This is a genomic window from Candidatus Kuenenia sp. (assembly GCF_027493735.1).
In the GTDB taxonomy this organism is placed as follows: Bacteria; Planctomycetota; Brocadiia; order Brocadiales; family Brocadiaceae; genus Kuenenia; species Kuenenia stuttgartiensis_A.
In genome coordinates this window covers 1-26175 of the sequence record NZ_JAOSKF010000018.1, presented here as the reverse complement: position 1 = coordinate 26175, position 26175 = coordinate 1, and the positions used below count along the sequence as shown (strand labels likewise).

Annotated in this window: 28 protein-coding genes; 19 read left to right on the top strand and 9 right to left on the bottom strand. The window is 37.4% G+C overall.

Features of this window, described 5'->3' with window-relative positions:
* Nucleotides 1-132: 132 nt before the first annotated feature.
* Entirely contained in the window at nt 133-528 is a 396-nt protein-coding gene (gene rpsI / locus M5U24_RS08560; RefSeq protein WP_099326117.1) for a 30S ribosomal protein S9, read from the bottom strand.
* A gap of 9 nt (nt 529-537) precedes the next feature.
* On the bottom strand, nt 538-972 hold the full coding sequence (gene rplM, locus M5U24_RS08555; protein ID WP_099326118.1) for a 50S ribosomal protein L13: 435 nt from the start codon (nt 970-972) through the stop codon (nt 538-540).
* A 364-nt stretch (nt 973-1336) separates the two neighbouring features.
* Between rplM and M5U24_RS08550 the strand changes: the two genes are divergently transcribed.
* Nucleotides 1337-1810 carry a 3-hydroxyacyl-ACP dehydratase FabZ family protein gene (locus M5U24_RS08550; protein WP_197705219.1) on the top strand — a complete coding sequence of 158 codons (474 nt, stop codon included), beginning with the start codon at nt 1337-1339 and terminating at the stop codon, nt 1808-1810.
* A 143-nt stretch (nt 1811-1953) separates the two neighbouring features.
* Here the strand turns inward: M5U24_RS08550 and M5U24_RS08545 are convergent, their stop codons facing one another.
* Entirely contained in the window at nt 1954-2658 is a 705-nt protein-coding gene (locus M5U24_RS08545; RefSeq protein ID WP_164995386.1) for an HAD family hydrolase, read from the bottom strand.
* A gap of 536 nt (nt 2659-3194) precedes the next feature.
* Here M5U24_RS08545 and M5U24_RS08540 point away from each other — a divergent pair.
* Nucleotides 3195-4841 carry a peptide chain release factor 3 gene (locus M5U24_RS08540; RefSeq protein ID WP_197705220.1) on the top strand — a complete coding sequence of 549 codons (1647 nt, stop codon included), beginning with the start codon at nt 3195-3197 and terminating at the stop codon, nt 4839-4841.
* A 205-nt stretch (nt 4842-5046) separates the two neighbouring features.
* Here M5U24_RS08540 and ndk read toward each other — a convergent pair whose 3' ends face one another.
* Genes ndk through M5U24_RS08525 form a run of 3 tightly spaced genes read right to left on the bottom strand, consistent with a single transcriptional unit; the run spans nt 5047 to nt 7806 of the window.
* Nucleotides 5047-5517: a nucleoside-diphosphate kinase gene (gene ndk / locus M5U24_RS08535; RefSeq protein WP_164995385.1), complete on the bottom strand. Its 471-nt coding sequence runs from the start codon at nt 5515-5517 to the stop codon at nt 5047-5049.
* Nucleotides 5518-5523: 6 nt separating this feature from the next.
* Entirely contained in the window at nt 5524-6069 is a 546-nt protein-coding gene (locus M5U24_RS08530) for a DUF4416 family protein (protein ID WP_099326122.1), read from the bottom strand.
* Nucleotides 6070-6075: 6 nt separating this feature from the next.
* The gene (locus tag M5U24_RS08525) at nt 6076-7806 is read right to left on the bottom strand and encodes a proline--tRNA ligase (protein WP_099326123.1); all 1731 of its coding nucleotides are present in this window, start codon (nt 7804-7806) and stop codon (nt 6076-6078) included.
* Between the two features lie 562 nt (nt 7807-8368).
* On the opposite strand from M5U24_RS08525, the gene M5U24_RS08520 reads away from it, so the two are divergent.
* From M5U24_RS08520 to M5U24_RS08495, 6 genes are all read left to right on the top strand, one after another.
* The gene (locus tag M5U24_RS08520) at nt 8369-8887 is read left to right on the top strand and encodes a hypothetical protein (RefSeq protein ID WP_157820646.1); all 519 of its coding nucleotides are present in this window, start codon (nt 8369-8371) and stop codon (nt 8885-8887) included.
* 912 nt (nt 8888-9799) lie between these two features.
* The gene (locus M5U24_RS08515) at nt 9800-10207 is read left to right on the top strand and encodes a cytochrome c (protein ID WP_099326125.1); all 408 of its coding nucleotides are present in this window, start codon (nt 9800-9802) and stop codon (nt 10205-10207) included.
* 45 nt (nt 10208-10252) lie between these two features.
* Nucleotides 10253-10633 carry a cytochrome c gene (locus M5U24_RS08510; RefSeq protein WP_099326126.1) on the top strand — a complete coding sequence of 127 codons (381 nt, stop codon included), beginning with the start codon at nt 10253-10255 and terminating at the stop codon, nt 10631-10633.
* Between the two features lie 226 nt (nt 10634-10859).
* Nucleotides 10860-11963 carry a hypothetical protein gene (locus tag M5U24_RS08505; protein WP_298202188.1) on the top strand — a complete coding sequence of 368 codons (1104 nt, stop codon included), beginning with the start codon at nt 10860-10862 and terminating at the stop codon, nt 11961-11963.
* Nucleotides 11964-12028: 65 nt separating this feature from the next.
* Nucleotides 12029-13378 carry a hypothetical protein gene (locus M5U24_RS08500; protein WP_298202187.1) on the top strand — a complete coding sequence of 450 codons (1350 nt, stop codon included), beginning with the start codon at nt 12029-12031 and terminating at the stop codon, nt 13376-13378.
* A 319-nt stretch (nt 13379-13697) separates the two neighbouring features.
* Nucleotides 13698-14234, top strand: a complete 537-nt coding sequence (locus tag M5U24_RS08495) for a hypothetical protein (RefSeq protein WP_099326128.1) — start codon at nt 13698-13700, stop codon at nt 14232-14234.
* Between the two features lie 68 nt (nt 14235-14302).
* Here M5U24_RS08495 and M5U24_RS08490 read toward each other — a convergent pair whose 3' ends face one another.
* Together M5U24_RS08490 and M5U24_RS08485 are read right to left on the bottom strand one after the other, a co-directional pair.
* A complete protein-coding gene (locus tag M5U24_RS08490) occupies nt 14303-14764 on the bottom strand; it encodes a 4Fe-4S ferredoxin (RefSeq protein ID WP_099326129.1) in 462 nt (153 codons plus the stop codon).
* Complete coding sequence (locus tag M5U24_RS08485) at nt 14761-15564, bottom strand: hemerythrin domain-containing protein (RefSeq protein WP_230405689.1); 804 nt, start codon at nt 15562-15564, stop codon at nt 14761-14763. The genes M5U24_RS08490 and M5U24_RS08485 overlap by 4 nt, the downstream gene beginning before the upstream one ends.
* Nucleotides 15565-16209: 645 nt before the next feature.
* Here M5U24_RS08485 and M5U24_RS08480 point away from each other — a divergent pair.
* From M5U24_RS08480 to M5U24_RS08430, 11 genes are all read left to right on the top strand, one after another.
* Complete coding sequence (locus M5U24_RS08480; RefSeq protein WP_298202184.1) at nt 16210-16497, top strand: Druantia anti-phage system protein DruA; 288 nt, start codon at nt 16210-16212, stop codon at nt 16495-16497.
* A gap of 227 nt (nt 16498-16724) precedes the next feature.
* A complete protein-coding gene (locus M5U24_RS08475) occupies nt 16725-17207 on the top strand; it encodes an ISAs1 family transposase (protein ID WP_298202183.1) in 483 nt (160 codons plus the stop codon).
* A gap of 911 nt (nt 17208-18118) precedes the next feature.
* The gene (gene def / locus M5U24_RS08470) at nt 18119-18631 is read left to right on the top strand and encodes a peptide deformylase (protein ID WP_099326131.1); all 513 of its coding nucleotides are present in this window, start codon (nt 18119-18121) and stop codon (nt 18629-18631) included.
* Nucleotides 18632-18684: 53 nt separating this feature from the next.
* Nucleotides 18685-19647, top strand: a complete 963-nt coding sequence (gene fmt / locus M5U24_RS08465) for a methionyl-tRNA formyltransferase (protein ID WP_099326132.1) — start codon at nt 18685-18687, stop codon at nt 19645-19647.
* 31 nt (nt 19648-19678) lie between these two features.
* Nucleotides 19679-20122 (top strand): DUF116 domain-containing protein, encoded by a 444-nt coding sequence (locus tag M5U24_RS08460; protein ID WP_099326133.1) that lies wholly within the window; start codon nt 19679-19681, stop codon nt 20120-20122.
* The gene (gene rsmB, locus M5U24_RS08455; protein WP_164995379.1) at nt 20103-21512 is read left to right on the top strand and encodes a 16S rRNA (cytosine(967)-C(5))-methyltransferase RsmB; all 1410 of its coding nucleotides are present in this window, start codon (nt 20103-20105) and stop codon (nt 21510-21512) included. Before M5U24_RS08460 ends, rsmB begins: the two co-directional genes overlap by 20 nt.
* Before the next feature lie 136 nt (nt 21513-21648).
* Nucleotides 21649-22884, top strand: a complete 1236-nt coding sequence (locus M5U24_RS08450) for an IS630 family transposase (RefSeq protein WP_230405688.1) — start codon at nt 21649-21651, stop codon at nt 22882-22884.
* 139 nt (nt 22885-23023) lie between these two features.
* Complete coding sequence (locus M5U24_RS08445) at nt 23024-23770, top strand: pirin family protein (protein WP_099326136.1); 747 nt, start codon at nt 23024-23026, stop codon at nt 23768-23770.
* Nucleotides 23771-23953: 183 nt separating this feature from the next.
* Complete coding sequence (locus tag M5U24_RS08440) at nt 23954-24406, top strand: hypothetical protein (protein WP_164995378.1); 453 nt, start codon at nt 23954-23956, stop codon at nt 24404-24406.
* A 53-nt stretch (nt 24407-24459) separates the two neighbouring features.
* A complete protein-coding gene (locus tag M5U24_RS08435) occupies nt 24460-24732 on the top strand; it encodes a hypothetical protein (RefSeq protein WP_099326138.1) in 273 nt (90 codons plus the stop codon).
* A gap of 182 nt (nt 24733-24914) precedes the next feature.
* On the top strand, nt 24915-25400 hold the full coding sequence (locus M5U24_RS08430; RefSeq protein WP_099326140.1) for a ferritin family protein: 486 nt from the start codon (nt 24915-24917) through the stop codon (nt 25398-25400).
* A gap of 423 nt (nt 25401-25823) precedes the next feature.
* Here M5U24_RS08430 and M5U24_RS08425 read toward each other — a convergent pair.
* On the bottom strand, nt 25824-26175 hold a 352-nt coding region (locus M5U24_RS08425), incomplete at its 5' end, for a hypothetical protein (protein WP_298202177.1).

Genomic DNA, 26175 nt, shown 5'->3' with positions numbered 1-26175 from the left:
TATAATAATTAATGGTACAGCAATTCCCCGTCTTTTATAAAAGGAGCTATCTCCAAAAAGATATTTTGCCATGCAGAAATATCTCTTGCTAACAGGTTGTTTTTTATTAAAAACAACCTGTATAATGGGATATTATCGTTTCGTCCACTGGAAACTCTTCCTTGCACCCTTTCGACCATACTTTTTGCGCTCTTTCATCCTGCTGTCACGCGTCAAAAGGCCATTTTCACGTAAGTCATCTGCCAGGGCAGAGTCAATCTTTGTCATTGCGCGTGCAATACCCATACATACCGCCCCTGCCTGGCCACTTATCCCGCCTCCCCTTACATTTACCAGCACATCATATCCACCAAGTGTTTTAGTGGCCTTAAATGGGTTCAAAACTACCCCTTTATGGCGGTCAACAGGAAAATATTCATTAATATCACGCTTGTTCACAGTTACTTTACCTGTGCCTTTTTTTATTCTAACGCTGGCAACTGAAGTCTTGCGCCTTCCTGTTCCCCATACATACTGTTCTGTAACCATATTTCTCCCTTAATTTCTAATTGTTAACTCTTTTGGTTGTTGAGCCTGATGCGGGTGATTTGCATCTTTATATATTTTTACTTTTTTCAGCATTGATTTTCCCAATCTTGTTTTTGGCAGCATTAGCCTTATGGAGCGATTCAGTATTTTTTCCGGTGTTGTTTTAAGCGTATTTCCCACCATGCGTTTTCTCAATCCACCCTGATATCCAGTCACATAATAATGAATTTTTTCCTGCATTTTTTTCCCGGTAAGCTTCACCTTACTTGCATTTGTAATAATAACAAAGTCTCCTACATCAATGTAAGGCGTGTATTCCGGTTTATGTTTACCTTGCAATACTCGGGATATCGTTGTTAAGATTCTGCCAAGCACCTTATCCTCAGCATCAACAATATACCAATCCCGCTTCACCTCTTCTTTTTTTGCCATATAAGTTTTCATTGCTTTGTATCCCTGAATATTTCAAAAATAAAAAACGCCTTATCGGTATAAGGCGCCTCTTTATAAATTAAAAATGCAACTTAATTGATAAAATCCCTTATATTTTCAAATGTTATACCCTCCGGTAAACCAGAAAACCACTGTTCTTGGTTTAGCCTCTGATAAAGCACAGAAGTTCAACATCAATATGTGGCGATAAGATACTATAAACGTTTATCAAATTTTGCCTTAAATGTCAATGGCATTTTAAAATGCCATTTTGATTTAATTTTCATTTGACCTATCCAGCAATAGCATTTAACATAAAGTACGTACGTTTTTCATTGTAATATCAGTTACCAATTTTTCAATAGGATTTTTTACTGTGCCAAATGATATTTTTATAAATTTAAATACCCTGGATTTAAACAACACTATCGTAGATATAGAGGGAATACGCAGCATAATTCCGCACAGGTACGAAATGGAACAGCTTAGCGGCATTTTGCAATTTGACCCTGAACAGAAACTGATCGTGGGTTACAAAACTGTTTCAATGAATGAATTTTGGATAAGAGGACATATACCAAACCGTCCACTCATGCCTGGTGTGATGATGCTTGAAGCTGCCGCCCAATTATGTTCCTATTATTATATGAAGACAACGAAAGACGCCCGCTTCCTAGGTTTTGGAGGGATAAATGATGTAAAATTTCGTGGGAAAGTTGTGCCGGGTGACAACCTCATACTTATTGCAAAGAATAAAGAATTAAGGCCACGCAGGGCAATCTTTGATACACAGGGAGTCGTTAACGGAAAACTTGTGTTCGAAGGAGTTATAATTGGAATGGTCGTATAGGCAAAGGCAAAATACTATCGTTGACACATTTGAGAGAGTGGTGGAAAAACTTTTCGCCCACAATAACACATTGTAATAAAATCGATTTCCCATTTCTTAATACATTTATTAGCAAAATCCCAGGCCAGAATACAATAAAGAAATTATACTGGTCTGCGAACTAATTCCAAAACATCCGCTATCTTTTTTATGGTGTAATCCGGTTTAATTTGCATACCCTTATTCTGTAAAAATGTCCTATAATGCCTCCCATGTTCGAACAAAATCGTAATCATGCCTAAAGTTTTTCCGGCAGCGATTTCATCATCTATCTTGTCCCCCACACAAATAATTTCTTCCGCTCGCAGATTACCGTGTTGCATGATTTCCTTAAAATAATCTTTTTTTTTCTTTTCCCTATCCCTTTCTACAATCAATATTTTATCAAAATAATTATTTCCCAATCCGAGCGCATTAATTTTGTTTTTTTGGACAAGCATTTCTCCCGATGTAACAAGGAATAACATATATTTCTGTTTTTTAAGTTGAATAAGCGTTTCTATTACGCCTGGAAACAATGTAATATCAGATATTTCAACGCATATATATTCATCTAACAACCTTTTGCCACATGAAGGTGGAAGATTATACATTGCAACAATGTAGTCATAAACATTGCATTTTGTTCCATGTTTCTCCTCTAAATCATTTTGTAACCGGAACGCTTCTTCTTCGCTACAACTTATTAATTTAGCGATAGTTTTTGCAACCTGCCGTCTTCCCCTGACGATTAATGTGCCACTGCAATCATACAGCGTATCGTCAAGATCAAAAATAACGGCCTTTATTCCTGATAGATCATTTTCCATGTGTTTATGGCCTGCCTCTTGCGCCAAATAGGCCGCTCCCCGATGACCGGTAAAATTTTATCAAATATCTATACAACGATAGGAATTAAAAAAACCTTGCCATTTTCTTCATTTTTGTTGTAATCTTATAAAAATGTAAAAACAAATTCCTGTCAGTTCTTTGTTTGTAAAAATTCCACCACATGAAGGATTTTATTTGGAGCAGAAAATAGAAATTCCGTCCTCGCCTGTAACTTCTGCCTTAAAATCAACCTGCACCTCATGCATTCAGTGGTTTCCTTTTTATTCCCGATATTTAGAAGTTTTGTAATACGTTAGTTTTTTTGAAAAAAAGCTCATAGTATTACAAGGTTTTTAATTAGTTTTTCAGAACTAAAAAGGATTTTATGTTTTAAAGTTTGCCGATTGTGGACCATCTCCATATTGATATTTGCAAATATCCCGGCGACTATGTCAGGTAAGTAAAGGTATTGAAAGTGATAAAAAGCGTTTTTAAACAGCGGATATTAGATTCCTGATTATAATATTATATTATTATGGATATTTCAACTCAAACGGTAATTACGGACACTAAATTAAAAAGTATGAGCGAAGAGATATCGCGGGAAGCATCGCGCCGTCGTACATTTGCGATTATTTCGCATCCGGACGCTGGTAAAACAACGTTAACAGAGAAACTTTTGTTATATGGAGGAGCTTTAGAACTGGCGGGTTCTGTTACAGCAAAGAAAAAACAGCGTGATACAGCCTCGGATTGGATGGATATTGAGAAAAAACGAGGGATTTCTATTTCATCCACTGTTCTCCAGTTTGATTACGGGAACTACAGACTGAATTTGCTTGATACACCGGGCCATAAAGATTTTTCGGAAGATACGTATCGCGTATTAATGGCGGTTGATGCAGTAATTATGGTCATCGATGCCGGAAAAGGGATCGAGAGTCAAACCCGTAAACTCTTCGAGATATGCAGAAAGCGTGGCATTCCCATCTTTACGTTTATGAACAAGCTTGACCGTCCGTCAATGACTCCTTTGGAGTTGATAGACCAATTGGAGAAAGTGCTGAACCTGCATGCCTTTCCTGTTGTCTGGCCATTGGGAAACGGACAGAATTTTAAAGGTGTTTATGACAGGCTCAGGAAAGAAGTACATCTGTTTGAAAGGGTGCCGGCAGGGGAGTATAAAGCGCCTGTGTCGATTCGGGATATTCGTGACCATTTGGTAAAAGACCTCCTAAGCGAGCAAACCTACAACGAAGTTGTAGAAGAAATAGCGCTCCTGGATGATGCGCACGGAGGTTTTGAACGGGATGCGGTTCTCCATGGAATGACGACACCGGTTTTTTTTGGAAGTGCGGCTAATAATTTTGGCGTGGAGCTTCTTTTGAGAGGGTTCCTTGAGTATTCGGCTGGTCCTTCTCCCAGAAAAGCAATAAGTGGCTGGATACCGTTGGATAATCCTCACTTTTCCGGGTTTGTTTTTAAAGTCCAAACGAACATGAACCCACTGCACAGGGATAGAATGGTTTTTGTAAGAGTTTGTTCCGGAAGATTCTATCGCGATATGATGATTCACCACGTGCGACTTGGAAAAGAAATAAGGTTATCCGGTTGCCATAGTGTTTTTGGACGCAACCGGGAAATAGCCTGGGAAGCTTATCCGGGTGATATCATTGGTTTTGTAACGAGAGCGGATTTTCGTGTCGGAGACACAATCAGCACGGATCCAAACCTTGTTTTCGAGGAGATTCCGCGGTTCGCTCCGGAGTGTTTCGCTTTTTTGCATAATTCTTTGTCATCAAGTTATAAATCTTTCCGCAAAGGCGTGGAACATCTTCTTGCCGAGGATATTGTGCAGGTGTTTCATTTGCAGGACCATGGGAGCAATCTCCCTCTTTTAGGGGCGGTGGGGCCTTTGCAGTTTGAAGTTATGCAGTATCGCCTCAAGGATGAATATGGGGTTGAATCCAGATTAGAATCCATGCCGTGGGAAGTTCTCAGATGGCTGGATGCACCTTTGAACGATACGGATTTAAAACGGTCTTTACCGCACGGTGCTGCGTTAGGTACGGATGAACAAGGCCGGATGGTTATTCTTTTCCCGTCTGAGTGGTCATTAAAATATTTTTCGGAAAAGAACCCTTCAACAAGGCTTTTAGATTCACCCGGTAAAACCAAATGAAAAGGTTTTTTTTAACGCCTGTATAAGTACATCGAATCGATGAGCATCGTTTGGTTTGAGGTGTACCCCATTGTACCTTGTGACTACAACATGGAGTAGAAAGGTGATTCTCTCATATTTGAATTTTCATAATAGCCAAATACAATCATTAATACTTGATTGATAAAGACTTTCAAGGTATTTAAATATAATAGCGCAGAAAGAGTTACACCATGCCGCCCTCAGAAATATCATAAACCCATGAGAGGTCTATTGGTTGATAATCAACGATCTCTTCTTTTGTAAAAAAAGCAGCTATTTCTTTTTCTGCGGAAGAAGGAGAATCCGAACCATGTATTAAATTAAAGCGGTTGCTTACCGCATAATCGCCCCGAATAGTTCCGGGTTCTGCCTTTGACCCGAAAGTGACGCCCATCATTTTACGCGCTATTTCTATGGCATTTTTACCCTTTACCACGATGACAACTACGGGAGAAGAAGTGGTATAGCTCACTAGAGGCTCGAAAAAATCCTTCCCCTTATGGGAAACATAATGCGCTCGTGCCAAAGAGCCAGGGATCATCATCATCTTCATGCCGGTTATCTGCAATCCTTTTTCTTCAAACCGGGAAATGATCTTGCCAAGCAGGCGGCGCTGAATGGCATCCGGTTTCAATATAATTAACGTTTTTTCCATGTACAGCTATCCTTTCATTCCCTTAAGTTTCTTAACATAATGCCCCCTGACCAAAAGAAAAAATTCCTGATATTCAGACGATTTATAATCGGGGAACGTCCACGGGAAGGATTCATATTTACCTTGGCGATAATCCAATGTAACTTCAGCATATATGCCATCCCGTAAATAAATACGATGAGAAAAATCTTTGGTGGAAGCTAAAATAAGCCTGCTTTCATTGATATATCCCGGATCTATATTCACCGGACGAGCTACAACATACTTTTCCTCTGAGGCGATTGCCTCCTCCAATGCGTTTGTTTTTATTTTTATGGCTGCGATTTCATCCGGCATGATAAGCCTTTCAAAACTAAAAAACTGTCTCAAAATGCCTTCGCCCATCTCATCATTATAATATCTGGTATAGTGAAAAGGTTGTATATTGCTGCGAAGGTCAATTTCCCCAAAATATCCTTCGAGTGTTTCGCCTATTTGTGCAAAAAGTACTTGTACACCTGACAATACCCCTATAATTAAATTTGCCGGTTTTGGCCTTCCTATCTCACCCACATTATGTTAATTCGCACTCCTCTCTGTCTTTATCAGATGCTGCCGTATACGTTCAAGCTCTTGTTTGGTATTTTCGATGTGTGTTAAAAAAACTTCACCACTTTTTCTTAATTTTATCTCAAGTTCTTTTGTTTCGGTATATTTTTTCCCAATAATTATCTTTACGGGAATGCCTATTAAATCGGCATCCTTGAATTTTACCCCTGGCCGCAAATCTCTGTCATCGAGTAATACATCGATTCCTTTCATGTTCGTCATATCGTCATAAATACTTCTTGCCGCGTCCATACATATTGTATCTTTGACGTTTACGGGAATAATGATAACATGGTATGGAGCAAGTGACATAGGCCATATAATCCCGTTTTCATCGTGTGATATTTCTATAATCGCCGCAATAATCCTATTCACTCCGATACCATAGCATCCCATAACTTTTGGCTTTTCTTTTCCATCCGCATCAAGGTAATGCGCTTTTAAAGCGCTCGTATATTTTGTTCCCAATTTAAAAACATGGCCTATTTCAATTCCCTGCGAGATTTCAAGAACATGATTACAATGCGGGCAATTATCACCCTGGGTTACATAACGAATATTTGCAATCTGATCAATTTTGAAATCCCTTTCGGAGTTAACGTTCAATAAATGATAATCTGTTTTATTCGCCCCCGTAACGAAATTAGAGAGCGTTGTAACCGCCTGATCGGCAATTATTTTAATTTTTAGACCTACAGGACCTGTAAAACCAACGTTTGCGCCGGTAGCGCGCTCAATAGTCTCACGGCTTGCTAATTCAAAAGATTTCAAACCAAGAACACCTGACAATCTTGCTTCGTTCACTTCATGATCGCCTCGTAGGAGAACGGCAAACAGTTGTTCTTGTGAAGTATAGATTAGGGTCTTTACCATGTGATGTTGTGAGATATTCAAAAAATCACTGATTTCCCGGATAGTACGTTTGTCCGGCGTGTATATTTCCTCAAGCTTTCGCAGGGAATAATTCTCTTGTTGTGGTAAGGGGGCGGCTTCAGCCCTTTCACGATTTGCACTATAACCACAGTTCCGGCACAAAATCAATATGTCTTCTCCCACAGGACTTGGGACCATAAACTCATGGGAAGCATCCCCTCCCATTGCCCCGGAATCTGCTTCTGCAATAATATAATCAAGTCTGCACCGGTCGAAAATACGGCAATACGCATCATACATTAACTGATAACTGTTGTTTAAGCCCTTCTCGTCGAGATCAAAGCTATACGCATCCTTCATAATGAACTCCTTGCTCCTCAAAACACCAAAACGGGGCCTCATCTCATCTCTGAATTTCGTTTGAATTTGATACAACGTAATAGGAAGTTGCTTATAAGAATTGATTTCATTTTTAACTATATACGTAATAACTTCTTCGTGGGTAGGACTTAACACGGTTTCTTTGCCATGCCGGTCCTGAAAAGTTATCAGGTCTGCGCCGAAAACATCTAATCGGCCACTTTCTTTTAACAGGTCTAAGTGTTGTAGTGCGGGAAGAAATACCTCTATCGCTCCAGAACGATTCATTTCTTCTCTCACAATGGCAATAACCTTGTTGAGAACCAACGTTCCTAATGGTAGGTATGCATACGCTCCGGAAGTTATTCGCCTGATAAGACCGGCGCGAATCATAAGCTTGTGGCTGTCTATTTCTGCTTCTGACGGACTTTCTTTTAATGTAGGAATTAATGTTTGAGACCATTTCATTTTCTTGTTATTCCTTGATAAATTTTTTTTTTTTTTTTTTTTTTTAAAAAAAAAATTCTGTGAAAAAAAATTTTTATTTCTTTTTTTTTTCTTTCAAGAGGTAATTTTTTTTTTTTTTTTTTAAACCAAACTCCCAGAGAAAAAAATTTTTTTTTTTTTTTTTTTTTTTTAAAAGATAAAAATATACTATGTCTCTATTATAAAAAGCGAGTTACACTTTTATAACTAACCGTTAGGCTATGATGAAAATATTTGACATACTACATTTTCGAATTATAATGTGATTTTTATTTTTAAACCTTATGTTTGCCCATGAATAACCCTGTTAATTGTGCCCAAAAAACACTCATCTTTGAAGAATATTGGTTCTTTAGCCAGTTGATAAAGCGCCACTAAGTTTTTGATGTTTTTAAAAAGCCTTACGTAATTAACAGCTGCATTGATTCAAGAATTAGTAGCAAATATTATTTGTTATGTAGGTTAGTGAATTATAGGTTGTGGTATTATTTTTGACTAGGTGCTTATAATTGGTAATTTTTATAGTACGTCTGGACTTTTTGTAATGGAAGGGGAAAAAGCGTTGCGAAGTAAAATTCTGTTGATGTGCATATTCTCGATTGCTATCTTCAGTTTATCGGAAGACCGTTTTTGCTTGTGTGCTGAAGAAAATACTCAGGTTGAGGGTGAAAAAGAAGAGAAGAGCGAATTGGCCAAACTTATGAAAGAAATAGATAAGAACTATAAGGCAACAGAAGAAATCTCTGGTTATTATAACTATAAAGAGAAAGAATGGAAAATTATAGGAGATGCGAGTGTTAACCTCATAAATCTCTGCAAAATTGCTTTAAAAAAATTCGCGCGTCCAGATGATGAAAAATATCAGAAACTTAATAGAATGATGCTGGAAGAATCTGAGAAAATGCATGAAGTATACGAACGCAGAGAGCAGGTTGGCGCATTAGAAGATGCCCAATGGCAGGTGCGCCGTTTGAGGCAAACATGCGCGTTATGCCACAAACATTTAGGTATTCATCTCTACCCCAATTTATATCCTGGGCATAAAGATTGGGGAGTAAAATGAGGCGTAAAACATTTGTTCTGCTGTTTTGCCAAACCTCAGGCCGGTGAAAAACACGATATGCACATGTGATTTATTATAGGGCTATATCACGCATCGAAAAAGTGGTTCATTTCTTAAAATGAAGTACATAACTGTAATCAAATTAAACTTCCTCAATGCAAAAAATTTGATCAAAACCTTTAGTATTGCAACTTACAGTTATAAACCGCACACTGGTATAAATTAAACATTTTAGGTTTGTTGTGCTTAAAAATGTATAAAAGGCTAAAGCCATAATTGCGAATTACTTATAAATTTGTTTGTTGTTATTGGAATTGATGCTTTAGTATTTTATAAAAGTTTATTTATGTCCGTCTGCAGTATATTTCTTAAAATTATAAGGACAAGGTTTTTCCTCGAGTTCCAGACTGTTTTGGTATTCAAATTTTTGCTTGACTCACTTTCTTTTCAATGATATATTGACAAGCCCTGAAGAAGCCGTACTATTTCTGAAATTAAATGGGTTTGGAGTGTCATTCAAAGAATTTATGAGGGGAAAAGCATCGCTTACCCAATAGATAGTACTAATTTGCTTGGTAATTACAGTAACCATGCAAATCTGGCGGTGTTTTTCATCATTTTATCGGAACGGTAGAATCTTGTGGATGGTGGTTGTAAATGTATAATGCAGTTAATTAGAAAAAAACTTTATCTAAGGAATAGTAGTTTTTATTCTGTGTATTTCTGAGTGAGAAAACATTGATGGGTTTTGTAAACACATGCTGCTTCAAATATTTTTGCGCGAAGGGGGGGGGTGAAGAAGTATCTAAATTAACAGTAAATTTTTCTATTTCAGAGATTTCTGGAATGTAAGCGCTAAGTAGGTAAACTTTTGATTAATATAATATAAATAAGTGAGGAGGGAAAAGAAAGATGAAGCTAAAAAAAGGCATTTTAGCTGGGATTTGTGCGATGGTTATTTCTGGGATGGCATCGATTGGATATGGCGCAACACAACAAGAGATATGTAAGAATATGTGGGATCCTTTTCAATCAATGAGGGCTGTGACTGGATTAATGGAACTTACATCGGGTCAGTGTACACAATTATCAAAGGATGCGGCGGCTATTTTGGCAGGTGTAAAAGAATCACATGACAGTATTTCAGTAGATAAAAATTATAAGGTTTTGAATGATGAGGTTGCTTATCATGCTGCGAACATTGATGCTGCGGCAAAAGCGAATGATTTAGAGGAAGTTCAGGTGCAATTCAGGAGAATGACCATTGCATGCAGGAATTGTCATAAGATTTACAAGACAGAGCAAAGACTCGTTCCGTAATATAAAATGCCTACGTTAATTTCCAAATAGTGAGGAGGGATTATTATGAAGTTGTTTCGTTTAAAATATGTATTACCACTTATTGCAGGGTTGGGTTTGTCTTTGACAAGCACAGCTTGGGCTTTGAATGAACACACCGCAGGTGATACAACAAAGAGTCCATATACTATATATGCGGGTCTTGGTTTTGCTGTACAAGAAAGTTGTTATTATTGCCATGGAAATGGCGGGAAAGGAACTACCGAAGGACTTATTTTTGGAGTTCCTGATTTCACTAGCACAGAATTTCAATCATCAATGACAGATAAACAGATCATAGATCATATTAATAAGGGAAAGGGTAAGTGTCCTTCTTACCAAGGAAAGATGTCTCCTGAAATGATTGAGAAAATGGCTGGTGTTGTGAGAAATTTTGCTGTAAAGTAAATTCTCGCTATCGGGTTAATAGTAAACAAACCTTAGAGATGCAAAAATCAAAGGGTATATGAACAGCACAGTACGTTCATATGCCCTTTTTATTTCAAATATGGTAATGTACCTTTTTTAATAGCCGGTGTTTTGATTATATTAATCGATGTCTCATCGCGACAATAAACATTGTGCCATTCCAAGTTTTAAAACTTCTTTCTAAAGATTTATCAAACTTCTTCCCATGGAAACAAACTTAATTACTACTGAAAATTATTTTTACACCTTATTAAAAAAAAATTATCATACTTCGGAAAAAATACGTGCGCAAATTAGAGAAACGAAGGAAAAAGTTAGAAATATTGTACAAAGAGAGCCGTTAAAAGGGTTTACTATTAACTTTCAAGGAGAAGTCATTGGATGTTCTTTTGAAAAAACACTGAAAATAATTGCCAAACGCTTATTTAGCAAAGGAGTCGTTAATCATATTTTAACATTAAGGGATAAAAATTCGGTAGAAGTAGATGCTACAGCAACACAAACTGAAGTGGAAGAACTCATTCGCTTTCTCATGAAACGTCATGTTGTCTTGCATTATAAGAAAAAAACGTCAAAAGATATCAGTAATATGTTGATAATCGATGAGAATGAACAAAATCAATTAGGAAGTTTTATTCCTGATTCACTTTGCTGTAATTATGCATCTTTTGTTGAATCTACTGAAAAATACACCGGAAGGCTGAATAGTTATCTTATTCTTAATAGTTTGCCCTTAACAACAGAAAAACTCGGTCGGGAGCTTCGTTTTAACAAAATTGAAACAAAAAATAAAGTTTTCACGGGTACCGGTTTAAAAGAAATTTACTTAAATTTAAATTTTTTAAACCTTATCCTCATGTTGGATTTAGAAGAACACTATTTGAAACTTAGAATTTTTAGCGCACAGGAAGAATACCTGAAATCTGTCGAGGAAAAAATTGACAGTCTTGGTTTTTTTGCAGATATTTTTCAATATATTGCAAGTGAAGATAATCCATTATTGTTCAACAAAAATTTGTTCATCGATTTAATGAGGATTGAACATATTATTGAAAAAGAAGATTGGAAATCACTCCCTGCATATGGAGGTTATATTTACTCAGCATTAAATAAACTTAACGAACATTTCAAAATCATGGAGGAATATAATCTTTTTTTAACTTACGCCAACTGTATTGAGAAATTTTTGGCAAAATTAGACAAGAAGCTTTTCAAACAGAAATCAGACTTTAAAAATGAAAAAAATGATTTAAATGCAAACTACAATGAATTAAAAAAGCTACATATTTTATCCCAGCACCCTCAATAAAGCATACCTATCTGGAGCTATTGAATTCTTTTAGTAAATTATTGACATACATTGATTTTATGTCCATGCAAAACAAATATTATGGCAAAGAAAATACGAGGCAAAAAGCGCTTTCCCTAAAAAGACAGGGAAATAGATTTATTTCAGGCATAAAAAAGTTTGTAACATCTGTTCTTGATCATTCGACCACTAATTCTATAAATTCCTTGCTTTCTAAAAAGGAAGTTTTTGTGAATGAACAAGAGGTAGATGTCCATAAGCTCATAGAAAAACTGAAAAAAAAGCTGAAAGAAATATCCCAATTAAAAACTGCTTCTGGAAGGGATGCTTATATGGAAGCCAGGACATGCATACCATTGCTCACCTATTTGTCTGATATTTTAGATCAACTAAATGAGATAGTTAAAAAAGATGAATTGGGCAAGAATACTCAGGATTTATATAAAAATGTTTTTCTTAAATCGAAATTGAATAAGTTCACTACGCTATTTAATGAATTGGACCGCTTAGTTACATTTGACGATGAAGATGAAAAGGAATTTGTCCGTAAAATATCGGCCGATTTACAAAAATTCCTTTATAGTAAACCTTTAAAAGAAGACAATTATACAAAAATTATAGATAAAATTAGCGCTTTGGAGGATTTTGTAATAAATAAAAACAAACCACATCTCGAAAGTGTTGATAAAATACATACCTTCACTCAAAAATTTAATCAGAATAACGTTTTTAAAAATATAATTGATATAAAAACGGAAATTGAAAAGATGCTTGAGCTAGAGAGGAAGTTCTTGCAAATTGAAACCTTTAAAAAGGAGGGTGATTTTTTTTCTTATAGCAGCAAAGAACTTGACTGTTTTCTTGAAGAAATAATAATATTTAATAAAAAATTGAAAGCAAACGGCTATTGGAACAACAAATCAAATTTTGAAGAAATCGAAAAAAAATTTGATCAATTGATTGCAGAGGTAAATGATATTGAAAACCGCATTGTTTCAAGCGCAAGGAATGAAAACAATAAAATATCTAAAGAAACCATAAAATACGTTGATTATTTAAAAAATTCCATAGTGACAAGGAAGGGTTTGGAAGGTGCAGTTATTCTTATACAAAACCAAATTAGTCAAATAGCAGGATTTATTCATGCAATTAAAGCTTCTCTCTGCCAACAATCATTTGTCCACTCCGGAGTCTCAACCAGCGTGCTTTTTGATCAAATAACCTTTTTACTTAGTAGTATTGATGTAAAATTGCTGGATATGGACAAATTAACGGAAGACATGTTCATTGACTGTATTAGTACGATATCTCACTATCAAGTAGGAGAAACGTTTCAAGAGCCGCAAAATGACGATATTAATCGCTTAATGCTGGAAATTAGAAAAAGGGAAATAATCAAAACATATAAAAATTAGCGTAAACTGGTACAAATTTTACTTCCATTAATCCCGCACTATAGTGTGAGTGATATCAGTTATAAAATACATTTGTTTTCGCCCTGACTTTCAATATACGATGAAACACAAATGAATGGATTTTCTAAAAAACTAAAGTGTTACAAAATCTGCATATTTTTAGCCGGACAATAACAATTAATCATGACAACCATTTCTCATAAAAAGGACAAAAATTGGGACTAATCTGCAAAGTCATATACCGCTATCGTCAACTCTGTAAAAAATATTATTTTTGTATGGTCTCTTCGTGCCCTTTGAGATATTTTAAAAATATCCTATGAATTTAAGTTACAAAGAACTTCCATTAATAGATTTATTTGCTCAAAAGGTTGCAAGCACTCGAGAGAGAAAAAATACCGATAAAACACCCCATGATTATGCACTGGACAAGGTAGATGCAATGTCGGTTCTACATTGTGCAAATTTGCTCAATGACCAATACCTGAAAAATGCAATTCAAGCTTCAGAAAAGCATATGATCAAAACTCAGCCTCAACACAATAATATTCCGCAAAATACAATATCCATTAACACAAATAATAATCGACCAACCAGCAGAAAAATACCACACTATACCCATCTTATTGAATTGAATGGCCATTTGATTTTTCAAGCAGCATGTTGCCTTCCGTTAAAAATATTTGCGGCAAGTCTTGACGGTAAAACCGTCTCTGGCAAGACCTTGTTTAATAGTCACTCAGATTCTGGCGGAGGAAAGTTGGTATATGAATTTTTGGGAACAGGAAAAGAATTAATAGTTGATTTAAAACGCAGGGAAAGCACCAACGTACAACGTCTGATTTTTCAAATATAAAGAAAAAAATCCCTGAGTAATTCAACTCAGGGATTTTTTCTTTAGTAAAAATAGGGATTTTTGAAATATTAAATCCATTCCTCGGATAAAACGCCACCTTCAATACCTACGACAACCTGCTTAACCGGTATTTTACGAGTTGCCCTTTCTGCACCCTCTTTTGCTACCTGAACTAACCCAAAACAACACGGTACCTGCATGATCATTACAGTCAAAGTATTAATCTTTGCGTTATCAATTAAAGACTTTACTTTTTCTATATAGACCTCTTGATCCGAATCCAGTTTAGGGCAAGCAATAGCAATGCTTTTGCCTTTCAGATAATCCTTATGAAAATCAGCTAATGCAAAAGGAACACAGTCAGCGACCAACAAAATATCTTTTTCCTGAAAATAAGGCGCTTGTGGCGAAACTAGGTGCAACTGTATCGGCCACTGCCTTAACTGAGACTGGCGCTTGCCTGATTCACCCTCGCTCTGTTCTTCCTTTTCACTAAAATCTATCGTTTTTGATCCTGGACAACCACTCATTTTACAACCTCCCTTAAAAATTTCTCTTCCAATTCAATAATAAAATTCTCGTACTTTCTTGGCAATTCATCCCCAACAGAAGCATCCGCATCATTACACCTTTGAAACATTTCACCTACCTGTGCGTCAGATAATTGACGATCAATCCAAGGATAAAGGATTTCATCTTCTTTTTTGATATGTTGTGTAAGCAAATCCATGTATCCAAAAAGGTGTTCTTTTATCGCAGCTTTGTCACCACTTTTCACCCCCTCTACTACTTGCCGGATATGGTTTCTTCCTGTATCGTGATCTTTATACATAATTTGTATAACTTCAGCATTTTCATCAACGTATTTAAATAAAATATCCTCTTCCTTCATATGATGATATTTGTCTGCATAATTACGTATAAAATCAACGCAACTTAACACAAGGTCTTTATCAAGTTCCATGCTGCTTTCAATATATTCAACAATGGAAGGTATGAGAGCCAAAAGTCGTTTAATAAGAACATGTTCATCCACAAGTTTTTTCACCGAAGGAGAATAGGTAATTTTCCTAGGAGCAGCCATCTTTGTCAAATCCACCTTTGGCTCAGGTACCTCCCTGTCCGGATAAATAGCCTTTTCTATCCTATACATCAACGTCGCTTCTTGCAGAGGATCAAGATTGTGAATTCCAACTATATCCTTCATTAAGCAGCTTCCAACAGAACATGGTGCACACCCTATGCCATATTCCTCAAGAATTTTGCCTACTTCCGGATAAGTATCAATAATCCCCTTTATCTCTTTATTTAAGATATTTTCCAAAAACACCTCCTTAATTCAATACTATTATAGTGCCGTCAATCTCAATATTTAAGAAACCATTATAGCCAACGATTATATAACATGTCAAGCAAAGAAATAGGTGAAAATTTACCAGGGAATGCTGATATCAAGCTTTTTTGCCGCTTCACGGCGCTGTCAAAGTTTTCCATAAGCACATAATATACAAAGATATGTAAAAAACGTGAACATTCCCCTAAAATATTTTATATTATAGGGCATGAACCAGCATACAACACCAATCGATAACACACACAACGAACTACTTCATTCAATTACCGTTCGTCCTGTTTCTTGGCGCGGCCTTTGGCCGCAACCAAATTCAAAATACGAATATCGAAATACGAAACAAATTCAAATGACAAAAAACCCAATGCTCCAAACTTTACGTAATCCTCATCTAATCAATGCCTTACGGTTATGCATTTTGAAAAACGAGCATAAAAAACAAGAAGTTGATGGATAGTAGTACAAAACGACCAGCAAATTGACACACTGATCCCAGCATCATTACCTATTTCTTCTCTCGTAGGAGAATCAATTCGCTACGTGGCGGAATCACAGGGACAATGGCTTGCCTTGATCGGCTGGCTGCCGCATCATTAAAATGTACCGTTCGGGATAAGTGGATTGATGGCCGCCATTTTTAAAATCGCAACGACTGAAACTCATAGCAAACAACTCACGTTTCTGATCCTTCCTCAGATACACGTACCAAACCTTGCCTCCCGTATTCTTTCTCTTAACCTTAAGCGCTTATCACAAGACTGGACTAAGGTCTATGGGCATCCAATCTGGCTTGTGGAGACCTTTGTCGATCCTCGTTTTTTAAAGGCGTCTGCTATAAGGCCGCAGGATGGATTTTTTAGGACATTCAACCGGTTTTGCCAGATCATCACAAGGCTATCTTCTGCACAATAAGCCAAAGATGGTCTTTGTTCGCTCATTGAAAGCACAAGTCCAAAAACAACTTAACAACCTTAATCTTACCATACAATTAAGAAAGGAGACAAAGCCTATGAAATTATCTTTAAAAGATGGGAATTTCTTGACGAATTATTGCAGCAAATCCCTGAACATCGCATGCCCAGAGGCGTTCGCCACAGGAAACGTTCTATCCTGCAATTTCTATCTGGCTATCATCTGCAATGCCTGGAGCTTTGCCGCCATTCAGAGTGGCAACGTTGTCCGCAAAATATGCTAAACTCTCTCCTGCCGTTATAATACAAAAACGAAACGATACGAACCACCGAGTGAACCTACCATCAGGCGTTTTTCAGCAGGTGGATGCAGAAGCAGTTGATAAAGTCCTCTCGTTGGTTTCAATCTGTGGGATAAAGCCTGCCCATGCGGTTGACGGAAAACCCTTTGCGGTGCAAGACAGCCTGACGGCAAACAGGTACATTTGTTGCCGCTTTCTTCATAAACAGGGTATAGTTCTCGCACAAACTCAGGTAGACCGCAAAACAAACGAAATACCGATGGTTCCGGTATTGTTTGATGATTTAGACATAAAAGACCGTGTCGTTACTTTCGATGCCTTACATGCGCAAAAGGAAACCGCCCGTTATCTGGTAGAAGACAAAAAGGCAGAATATATATTCACGGTGAAAGATAATCAAAAACCATAAAACAAGCCATCAAGGAACTGAATCTCAGTCTTTCCCCCTCAGCACGAAACAATTGAAAAAGGCCATGCCGCATTGAAATCCGCAGGATTTGGACCAGCACCGAATTAAACGAATATCTGATTTTACGTTAAGCAGGTATTTTGCATTCATAGAATATTTACAAAAGTCAAGACCGGCAAAAGACCGAGGAAATTGTTTACGGTATTACCAGCCTGACACAACAAAAGCAAGCCCAAAACATTTTAAGTTTTCCGCGGACACTGGTCAATAGAAAATGGACTTCATTATGTGCGTGATACCTCTTCCGTGAAGACCATTCTCAAATACGCACACAAAATGCCCCAAGGGCAATGGCTTTTTGAAGAACCTTGTGGTTGGGCTGTTTCATTTTCTCAATGTACCAAATATTGCAAAGACGTCAGAAATTTGCGGCAAGACCTTTCTTGCACTTCAATGCTTCGCTTGTAATGTGAGAAAAAAAAAGCCTTTATTTTTACTACTCTTTCATTACTACAGGGATACTCCGCTCCATTTTGCTTGTTTGCTCATTCTTGCCCGTTTACATGAGAACTCTATCGTTTTCTTTCTTCTCCACTTATTGACGGGAGCTTTTGGCACAAATTCTTGATCCGCGTCTTTCGTAGGGTGACTTTGACGTTGCCGTGTTTGCCGCTTGCAATTATTGTTTGTTTTTATTATATTCTAAAAAGTCGACTAGTCGAATTTAATCCGCTCTTAAATAATACATTTTCACACGTTAGCCATGGCTTTAGGCTATTCTATAAATGCGGTGAGGTTTAACGCATGGACGGATTTTTGAAAAACTAAAATATTACCGTAATTTTTTTAAAAAGGGCTGTTATCTCCCAGACTTTTTTAAACCTTTATATTTTTCAGAAAAAAATAATCAAGTGAATATTGTTACTTATCCAGCCCCTGTATTGCGCCAAAAGGCAAAACCTCTGACAGAAATCAATGCAGATGTGTATAAAAAGGCAGAAAAAATGGTTGAATTGATGCGTCGTGTGCATGGTATTGGATTGGCGGCGCCACAGGTAGGCTGGTCTGTGCGCTTGTTCGTTATTGATGTTGTTGGAAATAATGTAGACGATAATGTGTTTATCAACCCATCAATTATGGAAGAAGCTGGTGAAACAAGTAATGAAGAAGGATGTTTAAGTTTTCCAGGCATTATGGGAAAGGTTATAAGAACCCACAAAATTAAGGTATGCGCGTATAATCTTAATGGACAGAAAATTGAGGTTGTTCTGGAAGATTTACTTGCCCGTGCATGGCAACACGAGCTTGACCATCTGAATGGATGTCTTTTCATAGACAGAATGAGCCCTGCCAGCAGACTTGCTGCATCTCAACAATTAAAAGAATTAGAGCAGTCATATAAAAAAGACCGGGTTCCGGTTTAATACACTCTTTTGCAAAATCTGAAAAAGGGAGAAAAGGAACAGTTGGTTAAATTATGAACGTTATTTTTATGGGAACTCCGGAATTTGCAGTTCCCAGCCTGAGTTTTTTGGCAAAATCAAGGTATAATGTTGTTGCCGTGGTAACACAACCAGACCGGCCAAAAGGAAGAAGCAAAAAACTTTGCCCTTCGCCGGTAAAAATCAAAGCTATGGAATTGGGATGGGAAATATTACAACCAGCCAATGTAAATGACGAACCTGTAATAAAACAATTGAAAAGATATGCCCCTGACTTTATCGTTGTTGTAGCATTCGGGCAACTTTTATCCAGCCGAATAATCGATATTCCACGATTCAAATGTATAAATATACACTCATCTTTGTTGCCAAAATACCGTGGAGCCGCCCCTATAAACTGGGCTATTATAAAAGGTGAAACTATGAGTGGCGTAACCTCTATGGTGATGACCATTAAAATGGATGCAGGTGATATTATTGCGCAAAAAAGCGCTTCAATATCCTCGGATGAAAACGCAGGGGAACTTGAAAAAAGATTATCATTTATGGGTGCTGAGTTGTTATTGGAAACATTGGATAGTATTGCAACAGAAACGGCGCGTTATAAGAAACAAGAGGAAGAAAAGGTGACTTTTGCCCCAAAACTGAAAAAAGAAGACGGATTGATCTCCTGGGTAGAAAAAACACAGGAAATTCATAATCGAATACGCGGCGTTACACCTCTTCCTGGGGCATATGCGTTTTACAATAAGAACAACCTGCCAGAAACGAGAAAGAGGATTATTCTCTTAAAGACACGTATTCATGAGGGATGTAGCACGCAGGAATCTATTATACCGGGAACAGTTGTCGAAACGGCAACCTGTGGAATTCACGTTGCAACATTGGATGGCTCTATTTGTATTACGCAGTTGCAACCTGAAGGGAAACGCGCAATGGATGCGCAGGATTTTATTCGTGGTTACAAAGTTGCATCTCAGGACATGTTTACTGCATAAACACTAACATTTTTATAAGAGGCCGATAATTATGGAATTTATTGATAAGAAGTTTGTTTCTATCAATAATCTTATGGTAAAACTCAGGAAGAAAAAATGCTCTTCAAAAAACTTACTTATTCTCTTCCCGCATTGTATTCAACACTCGGCGTGTAAACAAAATGTAAAGAACGATTTGAACGAATGTAAACGCTGCGGAAAGTGCAAGATAAAAGATCTGATAGAATTTTCTGAAGAATATGGCGTTCACATATCTCTTGCCACCGGAGGACGTATTGCCCTTCAAAAAGTAAAATCAGCAGAGATACACGGAGTTGTTGCTATTGCCTGCGAAAAAGAATTAAGAACCGGTTTGATGGCCGCTGCCCCAAAAACCATTTTTGCAGTGCCGAATCTCAGACCACATGGATATTGCAAAGATACGGACGTATATATGGATGAAGTAAAAGAAGCAATTGAAAAATTCCTCAAATAAGATTGATGTACGCCTTGAAAGTATTCGCATTCTGCGGAAGGTTGATGAAAAAGATGTTTTAGCACAGGAACTTGTTGAGGAGCGATGCCAACAAACGAATGTATCAAGGCGAGACAAACACCTTCTCCTTGAACTGGTAAACGGCATTACCCGCCATCGATTATCCCTTGATACCATACTTTCTTTCTTTTCTAAGATTCCGCCCCAAAAAATAGAACCCTGGTTGCTATATGCATTGCGTCTGGGAATCTATCAAATGATTTTTTTAGATAAAATACCTCATTCAGCCGCGGTAAATACCTCCGTAGAACTCGTTAAAAATCTAATACGGCGCCCGGATGCTGCGCGGTTTGCCAATGCGATACTGCGTGCAGTAGACAGAACCATAAAGAATAAATATTCAGTCAATCATAAAAATGTCAATCAGCAAAAATTGTTATACAAGAAAGAAAACGTTTGGTGTGAGTTCAGCGAGCCAATCTTTCCAGACCCGGGGGAAAACCTTACATCATATATCGCAAAAAACTATAGCCATCCGGAATGGTTGATAAAGCGCTGGCTCACCAGATACGGGATAGACAAGACAATAGAAATATGCAAGGCGAACAATCACATCCCGACATTATCTCTGCGTATTAATCATAACAAAACTTCAATCAATGAATTTGCTTCCCTCCTGGAACAGAATGGCATTCTTGCGCGTGTAATAGATAACAATGCATTGATAATAAACAAGAGTGTTGTTTCTGACATACCTGGATTTTCTAATGGATTATTTTCGGTGCAAGATATAACTTCCATGAAAGTTGGTACCTTTCTCATTGCAGAAACACCCACCGCCGGCGCAATCACCCTATTGGATATGTGCGCAGCGCCTGGGGGAAAAACAACACATATTGCCGAAATAATACAAAACAAAGGCAGCATTTACGCTTTAGATATTTCTCTGAAAAGGCTGCATCGTGTAAAAGAAAACTGCCAAAGACTAGGCATCAAAAACATTACCATCATCTGCTGTGATGCTTCAGAAGGAAAAATCCCCTTTCGCGGCAAATTTGACCGTGTGCTTGCAGACGTGCCATGTTCCAACACCGGAGTGCTTTCACGGCGGGTAGAAGCCCGGTGGAGGATCACGGAAAAAAATATAAAACAGTTGGCGGCACTTCAATATTCTCTGCTAAAAACAGGTTCCACCATGCTTAAACAGGACGGTATTTTGGTATACAGTACCTGTAGTATCGAACCGGAAGAAAACCAGGAGGTAGTGCAAAAATTCCTTAAAAATGAACCACAATTTTATCTTGATAAAGAAGATTGCTATTCCCCGGAAATAAACAAAGGAGATGGTGGATATATGGCAAGGATACGGAAAAGAAATTTGGGGTGGTAATATATTGTGTGGAATTTTATTATATTTGTTATTGTGGTATACAAAAATTATACAGTAGAAATATTATTATACTATACTCAAACGGATTGAAAATTCAATGTAGAGATCCCCTTTAACTATGGTAAACTATTGACCTATGAAAATTACCCTAACCGAAGAGCAGAAACAAAAGCTGGAAGAACAGCACAAAACCGAAAGAGATAGTAGAATATGCGATCGGATAAAGGCTGTATTATTGGCTAACGAAGGCTGGACTCAAAGGCAAATAGCTCAGGCATTACGCATACATGAAACCACGGTATGGGGTCACGTAAAGGATTACGTAATTCAGGAAAAATTAAAACCAAGCAGTGGCGGCTCTTCAAGTAAGTTGAATGAACAGCAAACGATAGAGATAATATCACATTTAGAACAAAACACCTATCCATCAACCAAAGAAATCATTCAATACGTCCAAGACACTTATGGTGTAAGTTATACGCAACAAGGCATGCATGATTGGCTGATTAAGCACAAGTTTTCGTATAAAAAGCCTAAAGGGGTTCCCGCCAAGTTCAATAAATTACGGCAAGAAGCATTTATTCGGGAATATGAAGAATTAAAAGCCAACCTCGGACCTGGCGAGGTTGTGCTGTTTATTGACAGTGTCCACCCTACTCAAGCGACAAAAATTACCAGTGGTTGGATTAGAAAAGGCGTAGAAAAGATGATAGCTACCGTTGCAAGCCGGAGTAGAATAAACCTAACTGGTGCAATTGATTTAAACACCATGTCGATTATTACTCGTGAGTACGAGACCATAAATGGTAGCGCTACCGTTGACTTTTTAAAGGCAATCGAAGCAGCACACCCTGCATCCGCTAAAATTCATATAATCGCTGATGGTGGCGGAGCCCATACGTCAAATGAAGTAGGATTATTTTTATCAGAAGCAAATGCAGTAAACCGATTATTTTTAGATGAAACGTACGGGATCAAATTACCTGGCAATAGCGTAAAATTACCGAAGAAAATGAAAGTACAGCTAAAATCAATTGTAGAAAAAGAGGCACAATTGTTTAAGGATCATTCAATTTTAGATGTTGACAAATTAACTGCGCGTGAATTATTAGATACGCTAAAAGCACCACAACCGCATCCTAAATTAGTGATGCATATCTTGCCACCCTATAGTCCCAATTTGAACCCAATTGAAAGAGCGTGGAAGGTAATGAATGAGCATGTCAGAAACAATAAGGTATTCGATTCATTTACTGAATTCAAAGCTAAAATCCGTACGTTTTTTAGTTCAACCTGGAATATCATTTTACCTGATTTGACAGACAGAATTAATGATAATTTCCAGAAGCTGAAACCAGTGGTTTCAGTCTGATTGAGTACATACGATATAAAATTATAAGGTAATTTTTGAAACACTAAGCAACAATTTTACCTGATAATAGTGTTTTTCTCAAGTTATCAGGGCAAATGATTGTGATAATCAATGGTTGGCTGTTAAAGAGGAGGTAAATATGATAGAAATCATCAAAGCAGATAGTCGTCATTTTTCAAACTTTGGGTGGCTCAAGACTTATTGGTTATTTTCTTTTTCTAACTATTTTGATCCACATAACATTCAGTTCGGAGCTTTGCGGGTATTTAATGATGACATCGTTGAGCCCGGAAAAGGCTTTCCAACCCATCCACATGAAGAAATGGAGATCATCACTATTGTTTTAGATGGTGAGATGACCCATGAGGACATTATGGGTAACAAAACCGTTATAAAAACCGGTGATGTGCAGCGCATGTCGGTAGGAACAGGACTTACCCATTCTGAATTCAATTTGGCCCAGGAGCCGGTGCACTTTTATCAGATATGGATATTCCCTGACAAGTCTGGACTGAAACCAACATATGATCAGAATAGATACGAAACGGCCAAATGGGAAAATCGACTTTTGCCTGTGGCATCCGGCCAAAATATACCGGAGACAGTATCTTTTCATACTGACGCAACAATCTATCGGTGCTCGTTGGATGCAGAAAAGGAAGTGACTCATGAGGCGACCGCTGGACGCAGGATTTTTATTTATCTTGCTGAGGGGCGAATCTCAATAAACAATGAAACGTTGAATGCCAAAGACCAAGCACGCATTGATCTCGAAGAACCCCTTGTTCTCAAAGCTCAGCAGCCCTCTGATCTTATCCTGATTGACGTTCCCTCATGCAAGGGATGGGGCTACAGCGAAGAGACTCTGAAGGGTAAAGAACAATAAAAGCCAACAAAAAAATTCAGCGGACGCAAAAAGCCGCGTCGCTGATTTAATCGTTAGATCATCTAAAAAGAGTCATGGATTTACTAAAATCTATCAAAGAAAAGTCAAAATACTTTGCTGAGACAGTAGAAGACCAAGGGGTATTAAGTGTAATTTCGCATATAGAGATTGCAAAACGACACTATGAGGGCGGAAAAAAATGGCGACAACTATTTGTATAATGATGTTGTCTATGGATGCAATCAGGCTTTTGAAGGATCATTGAAGGAAGCATATGGAATAATTACAGGGGATGACCCAAATAAAATTATGCCCCACCAGATAGAAAAATATTTTGAACAGAACAGCGTGCTAAGAGAATGTGTACTTACACTATTTACAAATCACAGAATGGCGTGGAGAAATAAATCTACACATGATTACAAACTGTATTTTTCAGAGCATGAGGCATTTTTAGCAATCGTAAATATTTCAGAATTTATCAAAATCCTCTTAGACCAAATGATTGAAAAAAGGGCGTATGATAAAGAAACAACAGTAATAGCATCTGGTCAATTTGAGCGAACACATGATTATCGAAATTCAAATCTATTAGATAGCACGATCGAGCTTTTAAAAGGGTTTTTCCGAAGTTAATCCAGGGAAGGTGTCTGGAGTTTTGATACCAAGAATTACGGAAAGAGAAGTCATTGGATCACTCACTGCATTATGTAAATAAACTTGGCGATGATATAAGAGTATTTCCTGAATACTCTATAGAATTAAAAGGAAGTAATGGCCAATATAGAGCAGATTTTTTATTTGAGAAAGCCGAGGAAAGGCTGTTAATTGAGAGCAAACAATGTAGCGATGTTTCAAAGCGTCATCTTAGTGATGGTTCTGACCAATTGTCAGCATATTATGGCTGCATCTGGCATAGAAAAATGGTGTTCTTTATATTCCACCGCTTTCTCATGGAGTAGAAATGGAAGTGGCTCGTATTGAGAGAATGGTTGAGAATAAAATATATAAAATTATACAAACCTTTCCAAAAAAAATACCTAACACGTAGCATAAACATGGGGACAATTCCCATATTAGAAAACAATACGGGGGTTGTCCCCGTATTTCCGAACAGACGTAGTTAAAAAAGGGGAATAAGAAAATGGATATATATGAATTTGCAATGCAGATGGAAAAAGACGGTGAAAAGTATTACCGTGATTCGGTCCAAAAAATTAACAACGCAGGGCTTAAAAATATACTGTGTCTACTGGCAGATGCTGAAGTGAAGCATTACAATATTCTTCAGAAAATGAAAGAAAATGAAAAAATTCACATGTCTGATACACAATTATTATCAAACGTAAAAAATATATTTATACAAATGAAAGAAGAGAAAGACACATTCGGTGTTACTATCTCGCAAATAGATTTATATAAAAAGGCTCAGGATATTGAGAAAAAGAGCAAAGAATTTTATTTAGAAAAAGCGGAGGAAGTAAAAGACCAATCTCGAAGATCACTATTTTTGAAGATTGCAGAGGAAGAAAAAAAACACTATTCAATACTGGAAAACATAATCAATTTCGTATCCCGACCGCAGAATTGGCTTGAAAATGCCGAGTGGTTCCATTTGGAAGAATATTGAAGAAGTTGGTAATTACTTTTGTCGGTCAGGTTCGTCAGCGTCCTTTTTTGCTTACGCACCTATTTCTTTTAAATCTTTTAACACTTCCTTTGCGTGATCAGCAGGTTTTACCTTTTCATAAATTTTCGCGATGTTGCCCTTAGGATCGATTTAAAATGACGTTCTAATGGCTCCCATATGTTCTTTCCTCATGAATTTTTTCGTTCTCCATTGAGATATACTGTAAGAGTTCATAAATAGGGATTTCCAGAATTAGGTTTAACTTCTGTCAGTACAAATAGCTATAGCATTTTTGTAATCACATTTTGTGGACACCTTGAGTATAGTTTCAACAGTTTAAAAATCAAATTCCAATACCGTTCACGAAAACTGCATGCTTCTCGATGAGCGCCTTTATAAAGGCGCTCATCGAGAAGCATTTTCTCAGAGGTCGGACTTATATTTCCTGCGAACTATGCAAGCATTGGAACTGGGTGCAGCCCAATGGCAAACATAAAGAATACGCAGCACTGGGAGTATCTCTTCCACCACTATCACTACCTCGGCAATCCCCGGCTTGTTGGCGAACACCTCAGACACATCGTACGTATCGGCAATCAGGTTGTTGCCTGCCTGGGGTGGGCAAGCGCCGTATGGAAGGTCAAAGACCGTGATCGTCTCATTGAATGGGATGAGACTACTAAACCGTACGCACTTAGGCACTGTCCAAAAATAATTTGGTATTTTTATTAATTTAGTTAAGTGAAATTGTATAATTCCAATCTGGCAAGACACT

Bases quoted from the DNA above. Each gene is read 5' to 3' on its own strand.
- rpsI (WP_099326117.1), bottom strand. From the start codon at position 528: ATGGTTACAGAACAGTATGTATGGGGAACAGGAAGGCGCAAGACTTCA.
- rplM (WP_099326118.1), bottom strand. From the start codon at position 972: ATGAAAACTTATATGGCAAAAAAAGAAGAGGTGAAGCGGGATTGGTAT.
- M5U24_RS08545 (WP_164995386.1), bottom strand. From the start codon at position 2,658: ATGGAAAATGATCTATCAGGAATAAAGGCCGTTATTTTTGATCTTGAC.
- M5U24_RS08540 (WP_197705220.1), top strand. From the start codon at position 3,195: ATGGATATTTCAACTCAAACGGTAATTACGGACACTAAATTAAAAAGT.
- ndk (WP_164995385.1), bottom strand. From the start codon at position 5,517: ATGGAAAAAACGTTAATTATATTGAAACCGGATGCCATTCAGCGCCGC.
- M5U24_RS08525 (WP_099326123.1), bottom strand. From the start codon at position 7,806: ATGAAATGGTCTCAAACATTAATTCCTACATTAAAAGAAAGTCCGTCA.
- M5U24_RS08520 (WP_157820646.1), top strand. From the start codon at position 8,369: ATGGAAGGGGAAAAAGCGTTGCGAAGTAAAATTCTGTTGATGTGCATA.
- M5U24_RS08515 (WP_099326125.1), top strand. From the start codon at position 9,800: ATGAAGCTAAAAAAAGGCATTTTAGCTGGGATTTGTGCGATGGTTATT.
- M5U24_RS08510 (WP_099326126.1), top strand. From the start codon at position 10,253: ATGAAGTTGTTTCGTTTAAAATATGTATTACCACTTATTGCAGGGTTG.
- M5U24_RS08505 (WP_298202188.1), top strand. From the start codon at position 10,860: ATGGAAACAAACTTAATTACTACTGAAAATTATTTTTACACCTTATTA.
- M5U24_RS08500 (WP_298202187.1), top strand. From the start codon at position 12,029: ATGCAAAACAAATATTATGGCAAAGAAAATACGAGGCAAAAAGCGCTT.
- M5U24_RS08495 (WP_099326128.1), top strand. From the start codon at position 13,698: ATGAATTTAAGTTACAAAGAACTTCCATTAATAGATTTATTTGCTCAA.
- M5U24_RS08490 (WP_099326129.1), bottom strand. From the start codon at position 14,764: ATGAGTGGTTGTCCAGGATCAAAAACGATAGATTTTAGTGAAAAGGAA.
- M5U24_RS08480 (WP_298202184.1), top strand. From the start codon at position 16,210: ATGGCCGCCATTTTTAAAATCGCAACGACTGAAACTCATAGCAAACAA.
- M5U24_RS08475 (WP_298202183.1), top strand. From the start codon at position 16,725: ATGCCTGGAGCTTTGCCGCCATTCAGAGTGGCAACGTTGTCCGCAAAA.
- fmt (WP_099326132.1), top strand. From the start codon at position 18,685: ATGAACGTTATTTTTATGGGAACTCCGGAATTTGCAGTTCCCAGCCTG.
- M5U24_RS08460 (WP_099326133.1), top strand. From the start codon at position 19,679: ATGGAATTTATTGATAAGAAGTTTGTTTCTATCAATAATCTTATGGTA.
- M5U24_RS08450 (WP_230405688.1), top strand. From the start codon at position 21,649: ATGAAAATTACCCTAACCGAAGAGCAGAAACAAAAGCTGGAAGAACAG.
- M5U24_RS08445 (WP_099326136.1), top strand. From the start codon at position 23,024: ATGATAGAAATCATCAAAGCAGATAGTCGTCATTTTTCAAACTTTGGG.
- M5U24_RS08440 (WP_164995378.1), top strand. From the start codon at position 23,954: ATGAGGGCGGAAAAAAATGGCGACAACTATTTGTATAATGATGTTGTC.
- M5U24_RS08430 (WP_099326140.1), top strand. From the start codon at position 24,915: ATGGATATATATGAATTTGCAATGCAGATGGAAAAAGACGGTGAAAAG.